This window comes from Wolbachia endosymbiont (group B) of Cyclophora punctaria (assembly GCF_964028235.1).
In the GTDB taxonomy this organism is placed as follows: domain Bacteria; phylum Pseudomonadota; class Alphaproteobacteria; order Rickettsiales; family Anaplasmataceae; genus Wolbachia.
Genome location: NZ_OZ034749.1, coordinates 615930 through 629826 on the forward strand (window position 1 = coordinate 615930; position 13897 = coordinate 629826).

Genomic DNA, 13897 nt, shown 5'->3' on the forward strand with positions numbered 1-13897 from the left:
AAAAAGCTCAGTTATTCCATTGATCAAGAAGCTGCCAGCTACCGTTGATCTTATCGATAAGTTTATTTGGCACACGTTCACCATTGCGTAGCTCAAATACTATTTGACGTCTGGTACTTTCCTCATCATAAGCAACCATCACCATGCCAGTAGTGTAAAATCCCCTGAGAGATCCAGCACCACTTAAGCCCTGAAATGGATCTTCTTCGAGCATTTTCTTGGATAATTTTTTCGTGTGATGCGTTAATATTATTCCAGCATTTGGGTTAATAGCATTACGTAGTTTTTCAAGAGTTTTTTGCAGAAAGAATAGCATAGCGCTATTATCGTTTTCATTGCCATACTCACTACTAAAGATTTTGCGCAGAGGGTCCACTGCCAAAATATCAGGCTTAAAGCGTTCCTTCGCAATTTCTTTTATGTAATTTATTTCTTCATGGCAAAATGATAAATGCACTTTTGGCGTAATTATTAGGTTATTAGCAGCTATTGCCAAAAGTTCTGGATCAAGTTGAAGACATTGCAAACGTTCCTTCATATATTCGTATTCAATTTCAGTTTGCATGTAGAAGATTTTCAAAGGTCTACTTGGAGTCATACCAAGAAAAGAAACACCTGCAGCCATATGGACAAGCCAAGAGATCAAAAAGTCACTTTTACCTATTTTAGGAGGGCCACCTAGAACCAATAAACTTCTCTGAGTTAAAATTCTTGGTGAGACGATGTCTTTCGGTATAGGTGATTGGTCATTCAAATATTCTTTCATACTGAAAAAGGGAATCTTTTGACCAGTAGTTAAAAAGTCTTGTAACATATGTAACCTCCAAAAGTTAGTTGTGTGGCATAAATTGAGTAGAAGTAGAAAAGGTTTTAGTTTTGATTTTTGTAAGTAATTTACCTAAATGCGGCTCTTCAACCATATCAAGGCAACCACTACGATCTTTAGCAGGATATCCCCAAGAATTAATAGTATGGCAAACAAAGGAACGTACCTCTGTACCATCATCCTTCTTGATGCTTACCATGCTAATTACTTCATCAACAATACCAGGTATTTCACTGGCAGTTTTAGCTCCTTCGCATTGTGGTAGCCAAGTTGGGCGATTGAAGTCATCTAAATATTGACCTAACGTACCAACTGTAATGATATCTTTATTGGGAATATGTTGAAACTGATTGAGCCAAGCCATCATTTCTTGAGCAAGTAACCCGTATGCAGCTCTCATGTCTTGTTTGCCATTTCTGTCAGAGAAAGCTTCTGGTTGCATTTTTGCCCATAAAAGACATAACCGCGAGGCTACTGTAATACTGTCGATAAAAATACAGCTATATTTAGAGAATTCTAGATCTTTGTACTTACTGAATACATGCTCATAGTGTCTTTGACTATATGCTGAATCAGATTTTAATGCAGGATTAGGTCCACCAATTAGGCAGGCAATATCGCGAGCTTGATTCCAGGTACGAATACTTATAGAATCCCCTTGCCAATCTTGAACAGCAAGTAGCCCAGCTTCAAAATCAAGACAAAGTGTCGGTTCATTCAAAGTTTTAAGCAGACTGGTCTTACCAATTCCATATGGTCCGAAGATTACTATCTTCACACCTGTTACCATTTTTACTCTTTGTTCACTATTTATTATTTTTAAAGTCATAGTTTTATTACCCCTTCATAATATGTAATCGCAAAATGACGACGATTTGTTCAAAAATTTTCATAAATATATTTTGAGATGAGCAAGTTTAGCGCGTATTTGTTCTCTAATGTCATAGATGGTTGTTCTAGATATTCCATGTATTTCTGCGATTTCAGAGATACTATGAGATTCAAGCTGATAACAAATGTCCTGCCAGAGCTTTGGTAGTTTTGAAATTGCTTCGTTTATATCAACACTAGCTGCTACTTTATCTGCAAAATTACTATTTTCATCAATAACATCATCCAAGTCAGTAATATCAACAAATGCTACGCCTGCTTTACTACCACGTTTAGCACAGGATTGTTTGCGTAGAAGGCTTATTGCATGGTTTTTTATGACACTATGAATAAATGCATTTCTACCACTTTCTTCACCATTATACTGGCTTAAATCAGACCAAGTTTCACATAAGAGCTGCTGCTTTATATCTTCAATATCAGAATTAACACAGCATTTATAAGATTTAATTTGTCTAGCACGTTTTCGTATTTGTTTAATGATTGAAGGATCAATACCAGGATATTTATTTTTAGATTGCATATAGCACTCCATGAAAGATTGAAAGGAATAAGGATGAAGGGTTTTAACCTCACTTTGTACGGCATGGGAAAAATTCGTTCCCCCATATGAAAAAATAAAACTATTGATATTCTGGCCTTTTTTCTTGAAGCATCCCCCATGTGAAAAATTTGTTCAGACATGGTTCGGTGAAAAGAAGAAAAATAGGTTGATCCAATAAGATTTCTACTAAAGAATTAAAGATTTTATAAAACTTTTTTAACCCTATAAAGAAAGGTGAATTTTTTTGTCAGGCTTGTAAGAAATTTCTTTACAAACAACAAGCGTTATTGCATAGAGGTGGTATAATTCATTACAGAATCGTCTTGAAACGCAATTGAAGGTCATTTTATTTTTTTCTAAGCATTTGTTTAACCGCTTCTTTCTGGAGCATCTAAAATTCATAGTCCTCTATAATAATTATACCGGATTAGTCACAACTTTTTCCGGAAATTTTTCAAAAAAAGTTTAAATAATTTTAAAATTGGTTCGATAAAGCTCATCAAAAAGACAAAAATGATTAGGCCTTTTAAATCTACTAAAGACTTTGATTTTAAAACTCAGCATGTTTATCCTTCCACTGTTTGTTAGGTTTTTTATGTTCTTTCAAGTTAATTCAGCTTTAAAAAAAATTTCTTTATAACTAAAATAAAACATGATAAAGTTGGGTAGGAATCTTTTGCGAAGTTAAAATGTAGTGTTAATTGCCTTTTAATCGGTTTTAATGTGGTTTATAAGCGTTCTTTAGTTCAAGGTAGTATAATTGACCTTAAAGTCGTAGAATCTTTTAAAAACGCTATTGTCAGTCATTTGTTCTTTTTTATTCAATTTAAATATCTTAGTAATATTTTTGTAGTCTTTTTACTTTCATTAACATTTTATACTGTTTGTAATTTACTATTATTTATATTTATTATTACTTTTATTTATTACTCATATATATTATATAATAATATAAGGGTTTTAGGAACGTAGAATCAGCCATAATGGCCAACTTTAGAGGGGTGCTTTCTAGGAACACTTTTAGGAATAGAGAGTATAAAGTTTAGGTTTCTAGAGGTATTTTTCATTCCTTAATTTCTGATTACTGATTCAGTAACGCAGGAATAGGAACATAATTCAATTATTAGTGGTATGATTTTTTATATATTCTATCAACTTCTAGTTGAAGTTATAATATATAATGTATTCCAATGCTTGTAATAAAAAAATAGGGTAAACCCTCAGATGCTTGAAGAGCTTACCCGTAATTTTATCTACAACTAATTTTGTTATTGGAAAGACAAATAGAACATATTATGAATTTGCTTAAACTCTTCAATTATAGTCAAAAAGGGCTGTTTCTAATTTGTCTTGTTAGAAATGAGATTTGGTATAATACCTTCAGCTCCATGAGTAAATTTTCCAACACCACGAGCAAAAGGGCCTTCTCTAACATCAAGCCATTTATCTTCTCTCGAGCCTGTAGACATTCCTTTTACTAACTTCTTTGTTTGTAGAAGTTCTTGTACTATACGCTCTAGTCTATCTCTCCCTAGACCATGAAGAATATCAGGTAATCTGTGCCGTTGTTTGTATACTCCTGTATTTCCTGTATGAGTGAATGGATGCCCTGCAACAGCAGATCTTGCAATTGCATCAACAAGATACATTTTAAGGTCTTTTTCACTAGCATTTTTACCTTTTAGTTGCACTGTTATATCTTCTAATAGCCCTGTTTCTTGGTTTCTCAGGTAAGTACGTACAGTTCGGTCAGCTAAACCATTTGCCTTAACAACTGCTCCATAAAATAACGCATTCTGTCTTGGAGCTTCTCCTATTGATTGAAAGATCTCTGGCTTAGCTGTACCTTCTACTGGCCAAAAAGCATATGAGCATCTGACACCATTAACAAGAGCAGATGTGCCTCTAATTGCATCACGTGCTTGTTCAGCAGTTAATATAGGCTTTTCTCCTTTTGGTTTTCTCAGATGATGAGCAGTAACTATCGAAGCTCCGGTACTACATGCTAAATCAGACAATAAACACATTAGATAATCTCCTACAGCAGGATCAGCATTTATGTCTGCATGAATAAACGATGCAAGAGGATCAAACACAACTAATTTCAGATCTTTAATTTTATCAAGTTGTTTTATTATAGACTCAAATTCAGGCGAAACTTCAATAATTTTACCACGAATACTTCTCAGTATTGTCAGTGATCCTCTTACGTTTGGTAGTGGTACTATAAACAGCTTATCTTTAAATTTTAATCTTTTACATTCAGGATCAAGACGTTCAAGCCGACGGTGTACCTCGCCTGCATCATCTTCTGCTGAAAAGATTACTACTGATCCATGTTCAGTAACAGGTGAACCAAAACCACATATCTGATCTGTGTCACTTGCAACCTTAAGCGCCAAATCGAGGAGTAGCATACCCTTACCTGTATCTCCCATAGCAGCTACTATTGAAGTAACACCCAAAGGAAATATTCCTTCAACAAGAAACTTTTGCTCTGGTACTGGACCTACAAAACGATCTGCACTCCAGTCTAAAATGTTCAGTGGTGGTCTAATAATTACCTTTTTCAAGTTATTTTCAATGAAGTCAGAAACATTTGTGTTTTCTTGTACATAGTCCGCAGCATCCCAACCTTTTGGTTTACCTTCTGGAATTTTGACTATAGAAAGCGATGCAATACCTAAGCTGAGAAGTTTTGTAGTAGCATTTTCAGCATATTGTTTACCAGGCTCATCGTTATCCGGCCAAATAACAATATGCTTGCCTTTAAGTTGTGACCAGTCAGTTTTGTCCGCATCTGCATTTGCTCCAGACATTGTGGTTGTTGCAGTAATTCCTTTTTCTATTAGTGCTTCTGCGCATTTTTCACCTTCAACAAGAATGATTTTATCAGACTTCAAAATACCAGGGATATTGTATAGTGGTCTTGTATCAGGTGCTTTATAACTCAACGTTTTAACATTAAAAGGCTTGTATACTTTTTTCTTTCCAGGAAAATCAGAACGGTAAACTTTTACAATCACCTGACCATTTTCATCATAATAATTCCAACTGTAGGTAATAAATTTCTCAAAGTCTTCGTCAATGTATTGCTTCTCTGTATATTTTTTGTTATACCCAAGCCACTCAGCTATAGAAGCCATTATCTCATGAAATTCTGTTTTGGAGTGTACTTCTGCCCAAAGATCAATAATATCACCACCTTGATTTGTTGCAAAATCTTTCCAAAGCCCAGCTTTACTACCAGTTAATTCTACTACTAAACTTTTTCCTCGATTACCATGTACATCACCTACATAAAACCTATTACCATGAAAAACCCCATTTGGTAGCAAGTAAGAAAGACAAGATCTGAGATCGGCCAGAAGCCTTAATTTTATGTTCGCTGTTTCTTCTGATGATGGTAGATAACTTTGTGAAATAGTATTGTTGAAATCGCATGAAATATTCATAAATTCTCCATTAAAACTTATCAGGGATTTTTTCTGTTTCCTCATAAGTAATTAATCGCAAAATGAAATGAATTTGTTCAGCGTAATTTGAAAAAACATAAAAAATAATATTTTTTTGAACATTCTGTGAAGTTTTTGCGATATATAATTAGTAGAGGGGTATGAAAGTTTGAAACTCGTAATTTTCACTCCCACTATTTTCAAGAGGTAACTTAAGTGTCCATGTTATTGCTTAGGCTACCTCCAAACAAATATCTTACAGAATGTCAATACTAACACTAGATTTAGGGAAACAAACCGGATGGGCTATTCTACATGATGGAATAGTTCAAAGTGGCAGTGAGAGTTTTCATACTAGTCGTTTTAGTGGAGGTGGCATGGTATTTCTAAATTTTCGTAAGTGGTTGAATGAAATGAAAGAAAAATTTCCAAGTATTGAAACAGTTTATTTTGAGGAAGTGAGAAGACACCTTGGAACTGATGCAGCGCATTGTTATGGTGGTTTTCTTGCAGTTCTCTCTGCTTGGTGTGAAGAGAATCATATTCCCTATCAGAGTGTTCCTGTTAAGACTATAAAACGCTTTATCACAGGCAAAGGCAATGCAAGTAAGAGTGAAGTTATTGAAGCGATACGTGAAAAAGGTTTTTCACCTAGAGATGATAATCAAGCAGATGCTTTAGCTTTGATGTTCTATGTTATGGAAAGATATTAATAAGCTCATAAAAAGTGGGTCCTTTCGGCCATAATGGCGGGTTTGGTGGTGCTGACCCCAGGCCTTCTTTAGCGTCAGAGATATTTTGAATATTAACTTTTTAATTAGTACAGTAATTATATGAATTTAGCAATCCACTATTATCCTACTCAAAATCTCATCGAATATGAGCGTAATCCACGTAAAAATGACGATGTAGTAAATAGAATGTGTGCTTCAATCAGGGAATTCGGCTTTCGTATACCAATAGTTGCAAAAAGCGATGGAACTGTGGTTGATGGTCATTTAAGACTGAAAGCAGCAAGAAAACTTGGTATAGAAAGTATTCCTGTGGTTTTAAGTGATAATTTAAATGAACCACAAACTAAAGCTTTTCGATTACTGGCAAATCAATCAGCTAATTGGGCAAAGTGGGATGATGAGCTTTTGAAAGTAGAAATTCAAGAGTTAGAAGATTTACAGTTTGATCTTAAAATGACTGGATTTGAATTAGAAAAAGTTCAACATTTCCTTGATGATTTAGATAGTGAAAAAGAAGATCTTTCTGACTTAGCTATTGATGACAAAAAAGTAACAAAACCAGGTGATCTTTGGATTTTAGGTGATCATAGAATCTATTGTGGTGATAGCTCTGTAGTTGAATCATATAAAGCGCTGTTAGATGATAAAATGGCAGATATTACTGTGTGTGATCCTCCGTATAACGTAGCATATGGTAACAGTCAAGAGAGAGAAGACAAAAAGATATTAAACGATAATCAAGGTGAAAAGTACGAACTTTTTCTCTACTACATCTGTTCCAATATTTTAGCATATACGAAAGGTGCAATTTACATCTGCACATCATCATCAGAGTTTTCGACGTTGCAAAAAGCATTTGAGGAAGCAGGTGGTCGTTGGTCAACATTTATCATTTGGGCAAAGAATCACTTTACGCTAGGAAGATCAGATTATCAAAGACAATACGAAGCAATGCTTTATGGATGGAAAAGTGGCAATAAACGTGAGTGGTATGGAGGTAGAAATCAAAGTGACCTCTGGTTTTATGATAAGCCAACACATAATACACTACATCCAACGATGAAGCCAGTAGAGCTAATGGAGAGAGCGATAGTAAACAGCAGCAGATCTGGAGACATAGTACTTGATCCATTTAGCGGTTCTGGCAGCACACTGATTGCATGTGAGAGAACAGGAAGAATTTGTAGAACAATAGAGCTAGATTCAAAGTTTGTAGATGTAACGATAAAACGTTGGCAAGTGTATACAGGCAGGGAGGCAATTCTTTCTGGTGCTGGTAAAACTTTTCAAGAGATTCAAGAAGAAAAAAAGGAGCAAAAAAAGTGAAATTAATAACACAAACAGAATGGGCAAGAGAACAAGGATTTTCAAAGCAATATGTCTGTTATTTAGTAAAAAAAGGAATAGTTGAGTTGGAGAATGGTTTGATCAATAGAGAACAGGCAAATGAAGCGGTGGCAGCAATAAGAGATCCAAGTCAACCATTGAGAAGAAAAAACTATTCAGAAAACGGAGAAAAACTTTCCACAATGTTGCTAAAAACGCGAATAAAAAATGAAATGGAACGAGGTAAACTGCTTGAGGCGAAAGCTAAGGCTGAAATAGGAGAGCTTGTAGCAGTAGAGGAAGTGAAAAACGAAGCATTTAATGTAGCAAGAGTTGTACGTAATAATCTGCTTAATATTCCAAATAGAGTTTCAGCGCTGCTTGCATCACTGAGTGACACTGAAAAGATTCATATGGCGCTAACTGAAGAAATTACAAACTCGCTTGAAGAATTATCTAACACTAAATTTTAAATATAAAATGTCTGCTCACTTAAGTTTAGAATTAATAAAGTGCCTCATTAATCAACCTGGATTAGATGTTAATGTTAGAGGATTAAATGGCAAGACACCACTACATTGCGCTATAGAATTTGACGAATTAAGCATGGTGGATCTGCTACTTACGAAGAAGAACATTAATCCTTTTGTAGAAGATAATGACGGCAAAACATCTCTTGATTACGCTAAAGAAGGAAAAAAAGCAGAAATATTAAAAGCGCTAATTAATAATAAATACGGGTCAGAACAAGATAGCTTACTTCATTTAGCTGCAATGGTGGGTGAGGTAAATGCTGTAAGGTACCTAATAAATAGAGGCATCGATGTTAATTCGCGTAATGCAATATTTCATACACCATTACATTTGGCAGCTGGTATTGGACATGTAGAAGTTGTAAAGATTTTAGTCAGAGAAGGAAATGCTGAAATCGAGGTTTTTGATGCACGAAATCAGACACCGATGCACTATGCAGTTAACAACAAAAAATTAGAGATAGTAAAGTTATTACTGGAGCTAGGAGCAGATGTAAATAGCGCACGTGTAGGACAAAATTCAATGAAATTATCACCTATTCATATAGCTGTAAGTAATACTAATTACGATGAAAGAGATTTGTGTCTCGATATTCTCAAATGCTTAATAAAGGAGCCTAATGCTCAAGTAAATTTGCAAGACTACGAAAATAAAACGCCACTACATTACGCTGAAAGACTTAAAACAATAGAGGTTTTACTAACGCGAGAAGATATAGATCCTCTGGTAAAAGACGATAGTGGCAAGACACCATTTGATTACGCTAAACCTGAGATAAAGAAGGCTTTGATAAGTAATAAATACGGTTCTGAAAAGAATAGTCTACTCCATTTAGCTGCACAAAGAGGAGAAATTGAGCTTGTAGAGTCTATCTTAAAAGAAGAAATTGATATTGATATTTCAAATAATAAGAGTCTATCACCGATCTATCTTGCTGCGGAAAAAGGGCATTTACATGTAGTAAAGTTATTGCTGAAAAAAGGAGCAAATTATACACCTGTTTTACATTTAGCAATCAAATCAAACAATTTAGAGTTACTAAAAACTTTATTTAAAGAAAAGAGCATCAAATTACCAGATGAGATAGGCAGATCTGTACCAATTTATTATAGGTGTATGGAGCATAGAGATGCAAAAGTAAGAAAATACAATAGTGCGATCTGTGTTTTTACCTCAGTAAGTGCAGTAGCAATAGCGGTATATATAGGGTTAACAGCAACAACAATAAGCAGTGCAATCATTTTTGCAACAACAACAGGGATATTTGCGATTATTATAGCACTAATGATAAGTGAGATGAGCAGAAGATATATAGAAAACAAATTTCAGAAAAAGATGTTTATGGAGATGGAGAAGTGTAGTTCTATTGTTGAGGAGTGTAGTTCTATTGTTAATGATGTCGAGATAGAACCAGTTATGAGTAGATGCATACAATGATATACGCCACATCTTTTTCTGAAGGTTTGAAACCAGATCCAGAGCTTAAGGTGTCAGAGTGGGCAAATGAGTATCGAGTTTTAGCAGCAACTGCAGCATCAGAGCCAGGAAAATGGAGAACAGAGAGAACACCATACCTTAAAGAAATCATGGATTCACTATCTCCGTCCTCGCCAGTAGAAAAAGTGGTATTCATGAAAGGAGCACAAATTGGAGGAACAGAGGCTGGAAATAACTGGATTGGCTATATTATCGATCAAACACCAGGGCCAATGCTAGTAGTACAGCCAACAGTTGAAATGGGAAAGCGTTGGTCAAAAGGAAGATTTGCGCCACTTATTGAAAGTACACCATGTTTAAAAAGTAAAGTAAAAGACCCAAGATCAAGAGATTCAGGAAATACTGTACAAAGTAAGGAATTTCCAGGTGGAATAGTAGTAATAACTGGAGCAAATAGCAGTGTAGGACTTCGCTCTATGCCAGTAAAATACCTCTTTCTTGATGAAATAGATGCATATCCAGGAGACTCAGGAGGAGAAGGAGATCCAGTACTGCTCAGCATAGCTCGTACCAATACATTTGCACGGCGAAAGATTTTTTTAGTATCAACACCAACGATTCATGGAATAAGCAGAATTGAGAAAGAATTTGAAGCAACAGATAAGAGATATTTTTTTGTTCCCTGTCCGCATTGTAATTACTATCAAGTTCTAAAATGGTCACAAATAAAGTGGGAGAACAATGATGCAAAAACAGCACATTATGTCTGCACTGAATGTAGTGGCAAAATAGAAAATCATCAAAAGACAGAAATGCTTGAACGTGGAGAATGGAGAGCTACAAATCAAACCTCAAGTAACAAAATAGCAGGTTTTCATCTATCAAGTCTTTATAGTCCTGTTGGCTGGTATAGTTGGAATCAAGCAGTAGAGGATTTTCTGCATAGTAAAGAAAGTGAGCAATTGTTAAAGGTTTGGATAAATACAACGCTTGGAGAAACTTGGGTAGATAAAGGAGAAGTACCAGATTGGAAGCAATTATTTAACAGGAGAGAATCTTATCAAATTGGCACAGTACCAAAGGGTGAAGTAGTTCTCACAGCAGGAGTAGATGTACAAAAAGATCGGTTAGAAGTAGAAGTTGTAGCATGGGGAAAAAGCCGCGAAAGTTGGTCAATAGACTACCGAGTATTTGAAGGTGATACTGGAAGAGTAGAAGTATGGGGAAAGCTTTCGGAGCTTCTGAGTCATCATTTTATCGGTGAAAATGGGCTTGAGTATATGATAAGTATGATGGCAGTAGATGCTGGATATGCAACACAAGAAGTATACAATTGGGTAAGAGGCCATCAAGGCTCTGGAAGAGTAATGGCAGTCAAAGGTGTAAATAAAGCACTAGTACCACTTAGCAGCCCAAGTAGAGTAGATATAACAGTTGGAGGGCAAAAGCTGAAAAGAGGAATAAAGCTCTGGCCAGCAGGAGTATCGATATTAAAGTCAGAGCTTTTTCAATTACTTAATGTTTTAAAAGAAGGTGAAGAAGCTCCAGCAGGATACTGTCATTTTCCTGAGTATGCACCTGAATATTTTAAGCAGCTAACAGCAGAGCAATTAGTCAGCAAAGTGGTAAAAGGATATACCAAACAAGAGTGGCAAAAGGTAAGAGAAAGAAATGAAGTACTAGATTGCCGAATTTATGCGAGAGCTGCATCTATTGCGCTTGGAATCGATCGATGGCCAGAGAGTAAATGGAATAGTTTGAGTGGGAAAATGGAAAGTAAAAAACCTAAAAAAGTAAGACAGAGTAAGTGGTTGAAAAATGTATAACGAAGAGTATTTGTTTCAAGTTGAACAAGCAATAAAGAAGCTGCAAAGCGGAGAGCGAGTAGTATCAATTGCATATGGTGACCATGTAGTGAGATATGCTGAAGTGCAAATAAACGATCTTTTAAACTTAAGACAAAGAATCAAGGCTGAGCTCAAGGTTGAAGGTCAAAAACCAAAAAGAAAGATTGTTATTTCAACGAATAAAGGAGTGGTATGAGAAGTTGCATGATAGAAAATGGATACCCAGATTTTCTAGAGCATTTGAGGTATATGATAGCTACCGCTACACCAGGTATGCTTATAAATGCAGTAATAGATTTGTCGCACTGGAATCAGGAGATAGATTTTAGATTAACAAAAGAAGATGGCATAGTAGGCATAATTCACAAAGCCACCCAGGGGGTAAAGTACGTAGATCCTGAATATACAAAAAGGAAAAAAGCCGCTGAAAAAGAGGAATTGCTTTGGGGTGCATACCATTTTGGTGTCGGGGAAAAAAGCGGCAAAGACCAAGCTGAGCATTTTCTCGAAACAATTGGTGATAGTTCAAATATATTGTTAGCCCTTGACATTGAGGAAAACAAAGATGGAAAAAGCATAATGCCAAAACAAGCAGAGGACTTTGTAAATAGGGTCTATTTAGTAACCGGACGTTTGCCGTTAATTTATGGAAGCCCTAGTTTTCTCAAGGATTTTGCCACCCCAACTTTAACAGAATGTCCACTATGGTTAGCAAAATGGGGAACAAAACTGACATTACCAATAGGATGGAGGAACTGGACTCTATGGCAATATACCGACGGTCAAACAGGAGCAAAGCCGCATGAAGTAGAAGGAATCGGAAAATGTGACAGAAACAAATTTAACGGAACTTTGAAAGAATTAAGAGAATTTTGGTTATCAGGATGTTAAAAACCTTCAAACAATTATTTGGCAAGCCAAAAATCAAAAGTTCTGCATGGGATGCAGCAGGCTCAGGAAGAAGGGTAATGTATTGGCAAGGAGAAGCAGGAAGCATAAATAATTTGCTTTCTCAAAGCCTTGAGCACTTGCGTAGCCGCTCTCGTGATATGGTAAGAAAAAATCCATATGCAGCAAATATTATTGATACAATAGTAAGTAACTCTATTGGAACAGGAATAAAACCACAATCAAAAGCAAGGAATGCAGAATTTCGAAAGAAAGTACAAGAATTATGGCTACGTTGGACAGACGAAGCAGATAGCTGTGGAATAAGTGATTTTTATGGATTACAAGCTCTAGTATGCAGAAGTATGATAGAGGGAGGAGAATGTTTTGTACGTTTAAGAACGAGAAGGCTGGAAGATAGATTTTCTGTGCCATTACAACTGCAAGTGCTTGAGTCTGAACATTTAGATAATAAAACAAATCAAACTTTAGGAAATGGTAATGTAATAAGAAGCGGGATTGAGTTTAATAGGCTTGGGCAAAGAGAAGCATATTATTTATTTAGAGAGCACCCAGGAGAAGGCTCATTTGGAGAGTCAGTTAGAGTACCGGCAAATGATGTTTTACATATTTATAGACCATTAAGACCTGGACAAATTAGAGGGGAGCCTTGGCTTTCTAACGTGCTTTTGAAGCTTTACGAACTTGACCAGTACGATGATGCAGAATTAGTACGAAAAAAGACTGCAGCAATGTTTGCAGGGTTTATTACGAGACTTGATCCAGAAGCAAATATTTTAGGAGAAGGTGAAAGTAATGAGCAAGGAGTAGCACTATCAGGTTTAGAGCCAGGAACTATGCAGCTTTTAGACCCAGGAGAAGACATAAAATTTTCAGAGCCGTCTGATGTTGGAGGAAGTTATGAAGCATTCATGAGACAGCAACTGAGGGCAATAGCAATAGGCACAGGGATAACATATGAGCAACTAACAGGAGATTTAACGGGTGTTAATTATTCATCAATCAGAGCAGGACTGATAGAGTTTCGTCGTAGATGCGCTATGCTGCAACACAACATTATGGTATTTCAATTTTGCAGACCAGTATGGAATAGATGGCTAGAGTTAGCAGTACTGTGTGGAGAACTCTGTATAGATGAAAAAGTGGCAAAAGCAGCGAAAGAAGAAGTAAAATGGATACCACAGGGATTTGATTGGGTGGATCCACTGAAAGACCAGCAAGCACAGCAAATGGCAGTAAGGAATGGATTTAAGAGTCGATCGGAAGTAGTATCAGAAATGGGTTACGATGTAGAAGAAATTGACCAAGAAATAGCAGAAGATCAAAAGCGTTCTGATTCTTTCAACCTTTTCTTTGATTCTGATGTCAGGACACAAACAAAATAAATCTCGTTT

12 protein-coding genes are annotated in these 13897 nt (G+C 35.9%); 8 read left to right on the top strand and 4 right to left on the bottom strand.

The window, feature by feature from the left end; translation table 11 throughout:
* Positions 1-7 precede the first annotated feature (7 nt).
* The 4 genes from ABWU33_RS02940 to ABWU33_RS02955 form a co-directional block, all read right to left on the bottom strand.
* Positions 8-814, bottom strand: coding sequence for an AAA family ATPase (locus ABWU33_RS02940; RefSeq protein WP_264377289.1), 807 nt, complete (start codon positions 812-814; stop codon positions 8-10).
* A 16-nt stretch (positions 815-830) separates the two neighbouring features.
* Positions 831-1655 carry an ATP-binding protein gene (locus ABWU33_RS02945; protein ID WP_012482039.1) on the bottom strand — a complete coding sequence of 275 codons (825 nt, stop codon included), beginning with the start codon at positions 1653-1655 and terminating at the stop codon, positions 831-833.
* A 60-nt stretch (positions 1656-1715) separates the two neighbouring features.
* Positions 1716-2240 (bottom strand): sigma-70 family RNA polymerase sigma factor, encoded by a 525-nt coding sequence (locus ABWU33_RS02950; protein ID WP_007301868.1) that lies wholly within the window; start codon positions 2238-2240, stop codon positions 1716-1718.
* A gap of 1361 nt (positions 2241-3601) precedes the next feature.
* Positions 3602-5716: an AAA family ATPase gene (locus ABWU33_RS02955; RefSeq protein WP_264377290.1), complete on the bottom strand. Its 2115-nt coding sequence runs from the start codon at positions 5714-5716 to the stop codon at positions 3602-3604.
* A 263-nt stretch (positions 5717-5979) separates the two neighbouring features.
* Between ABWU33_RS02955 and ABWU33_RS02960 the strand changes: the two genes are divergently transcribed.
* The 8 genes from ABWU33_RS02960 to ABWU33_RS02995 all read left to right on the top strand — a co-directional run bounded on the left by ABWU33_RS02960 (position 5980) and on the right by ABWU33_RS02995 (position 13888).
* On the top strand, positions 5980-6429 hold the full coding sequence (locus tag ABWU33_RS02960; protein ID WP_264377085.1) for a crossover junction endodeoxyribonuclease RuvC: 450 nt from the start codon (positions 5980-5982) through the stop codon (positions 6427-6429).
* Between the two features lie 120 nt (positions 6430-6549).
* A complete protein-coding gene (locus ABWU33_RS02965; RefSeq protein ID WP_264686022.1) occupies positions 6550-7776 on the top strand; it encodes a DNA modification methylase in 1227 nt (408 codons plus the stop codon).
* The gene (locus ABWU33_RS02970; RefSeq protein WP_264374889.1) at positions 7773-8249 is read left to right on the top strand and encodes a hypothetical protein; all 477 of its coding nucleotides are present in this window, start codon (positions 7773-7775) and stop codon (positions 8247-8249) included. Before ABWU33_RS02965 ends, ABWU33_RS02970 begins: the two co-directional genes overlap by 4 nt.
* Positions 8250-8256: 7 nt before the next feature.
* Positions 8257-9747 carry an ankyrin repeat domain-containing protein gene (locus ABWU33_RS02975; RefSeq protein WP_264685685.1) on the top strand — a complete coding sequence of 497 codons (1491 nt, stop codon included), beginning with the start codon at positions 8257-8259 and terminating at the stop codon, positions 9745-9747.
* A complete protein-coding gene (locus tag ABWU33_RS02980) occupies positions 9744-11573 on the top strand; it encodes a phage terminase large subunit family protein (protein WP_264686021.1) in 1830 nt (609 codons plus the stop codon). Before ABWU33_RS02975 ends, ABWU33_RS02980 begins: the two co-directional genes overlap by 4 nt.
* Positions 11566-11790, top strand: coding sequence for a gpW family protein (locus tag ABWU33_RS02985; RefSeq protein WP_230609214.1), 225 nt, complete (start codon positions 11566-11568; stop codon positions 11788-11790). The genes ABWU33_RS02980 and ABWU33_RS02985 overlap by 8 nt, the downstream gene beginning before the upstream one ends.
* Positions 11787-12485 carry a glycoside hydrolase family 25 protein gene (locus ABWU33_RS02990; protein ID WP_230609216.1) on the top strand — a complete coding sequence of 233 codons (699 nt, stop codon included), beginning with the start codon at positions 11787-11789 and terminating at the stop codon, positions 12483-12485. The genes ABWU33_RS02985 and ABWU33_RS02990 overlap by 4 nt, the downstream gene beginning before the upstream one ends.
* The gene (locus tag ABWU33_RS02995) at positions 12479-13888 is read left to right on the top strand and encodes a phage portal protein (protein WP_230609218.1); all 1410 of its coding nucleotides are present in this window, start codon (positions 12479-12481) and stop codon (positions 13886-13888) included. The genes ABWU33_RS02990 and ABWU33_RS02995 overlap by 7 nt, the downstream gene beginning before the upstream one ends.
* The last annotated feature ends 9 nt before the right edge of the window (positions 13889-13897 follow it).

Bases quoted from the DNA above. Each gene is read 5' to 3' on its own strand.
- ABWU33_RS02980 (WP_264686021.1), top strand. From the start codon at position 9,744: ATGATATACGCCACATCTTTTTCTGAAGGTTTGAAACCAGATCCAGAG.
- ABWU33_RS02975 (WP_264685685.1), top strand. From the start codon at position 8,257: ATGTCTGCTCACTTAAGTTTAGAATTAATAAAGTGCCTCATTAATCAA.
- ABWU33_RS02940 (WP_264377289.1), bottom strand. From the start codon at position 814: ATGTTACAAGACTTTTTAACTACTGGTCAAAAGATTCCCTTTTTCAGT.
- ABWU33_RS02955 (WP_264377290.1), bottom strand. From the start codon at position 5,716: ATGAATATTTCATGCGATTTCAACAATACTATTTCACAAAGTTATCTA.
- ABWU33_RS02985 (WP_230609214.1), top strand. From the start codon at position 11,566: ATGTATAACGAAGAGTATTTGTTTCAAGTTGAACAAGCAATAAAGAAG.
- ABWU33_RS02995 (WP_230609218.1), top strand. From the start codon at position 12,479: ATGTTAAAAACCTTCAAACAATTATTTGGCAAGCCAAAAATCAAAAGT.
- ABWU33_RS02945 (WP_012482039.1), bottom strand. From the start codon at position 1,655: ATGACTTTAAAAATAATAAATAGTGAACAAAGAGTAAAAATGGTAACA.
- ABWU33_RS02990 (WP_230609216.1), top strand. From the start codon at position 11,787: ATGAGAAGTTGCATGATAGAAAATGGATACCCAGATTTTCTAGAGCAT.
- ABWU33_RS02960 (WP_264377085.1), top strand. From the start codon at position 5,980: ATGTCAATACTAACACTAGATTTAGGGAAACAAACCGGATGGGCTATT.
- ABWU33_RS02950 (WP_007301868.1), bottom strand. From the start codon at position 2,240: ATGCAATCTAAAAATAAATATCCTGGTATTGATCCTTCAATCATTAAA.
- ABWU33_RS02965 (WP_264686022.1), top strand. From the start codon at position 6,550: ATGAATTTAGCAATCCACTATTATCCTACTCAAAATCTCATCGAATAT.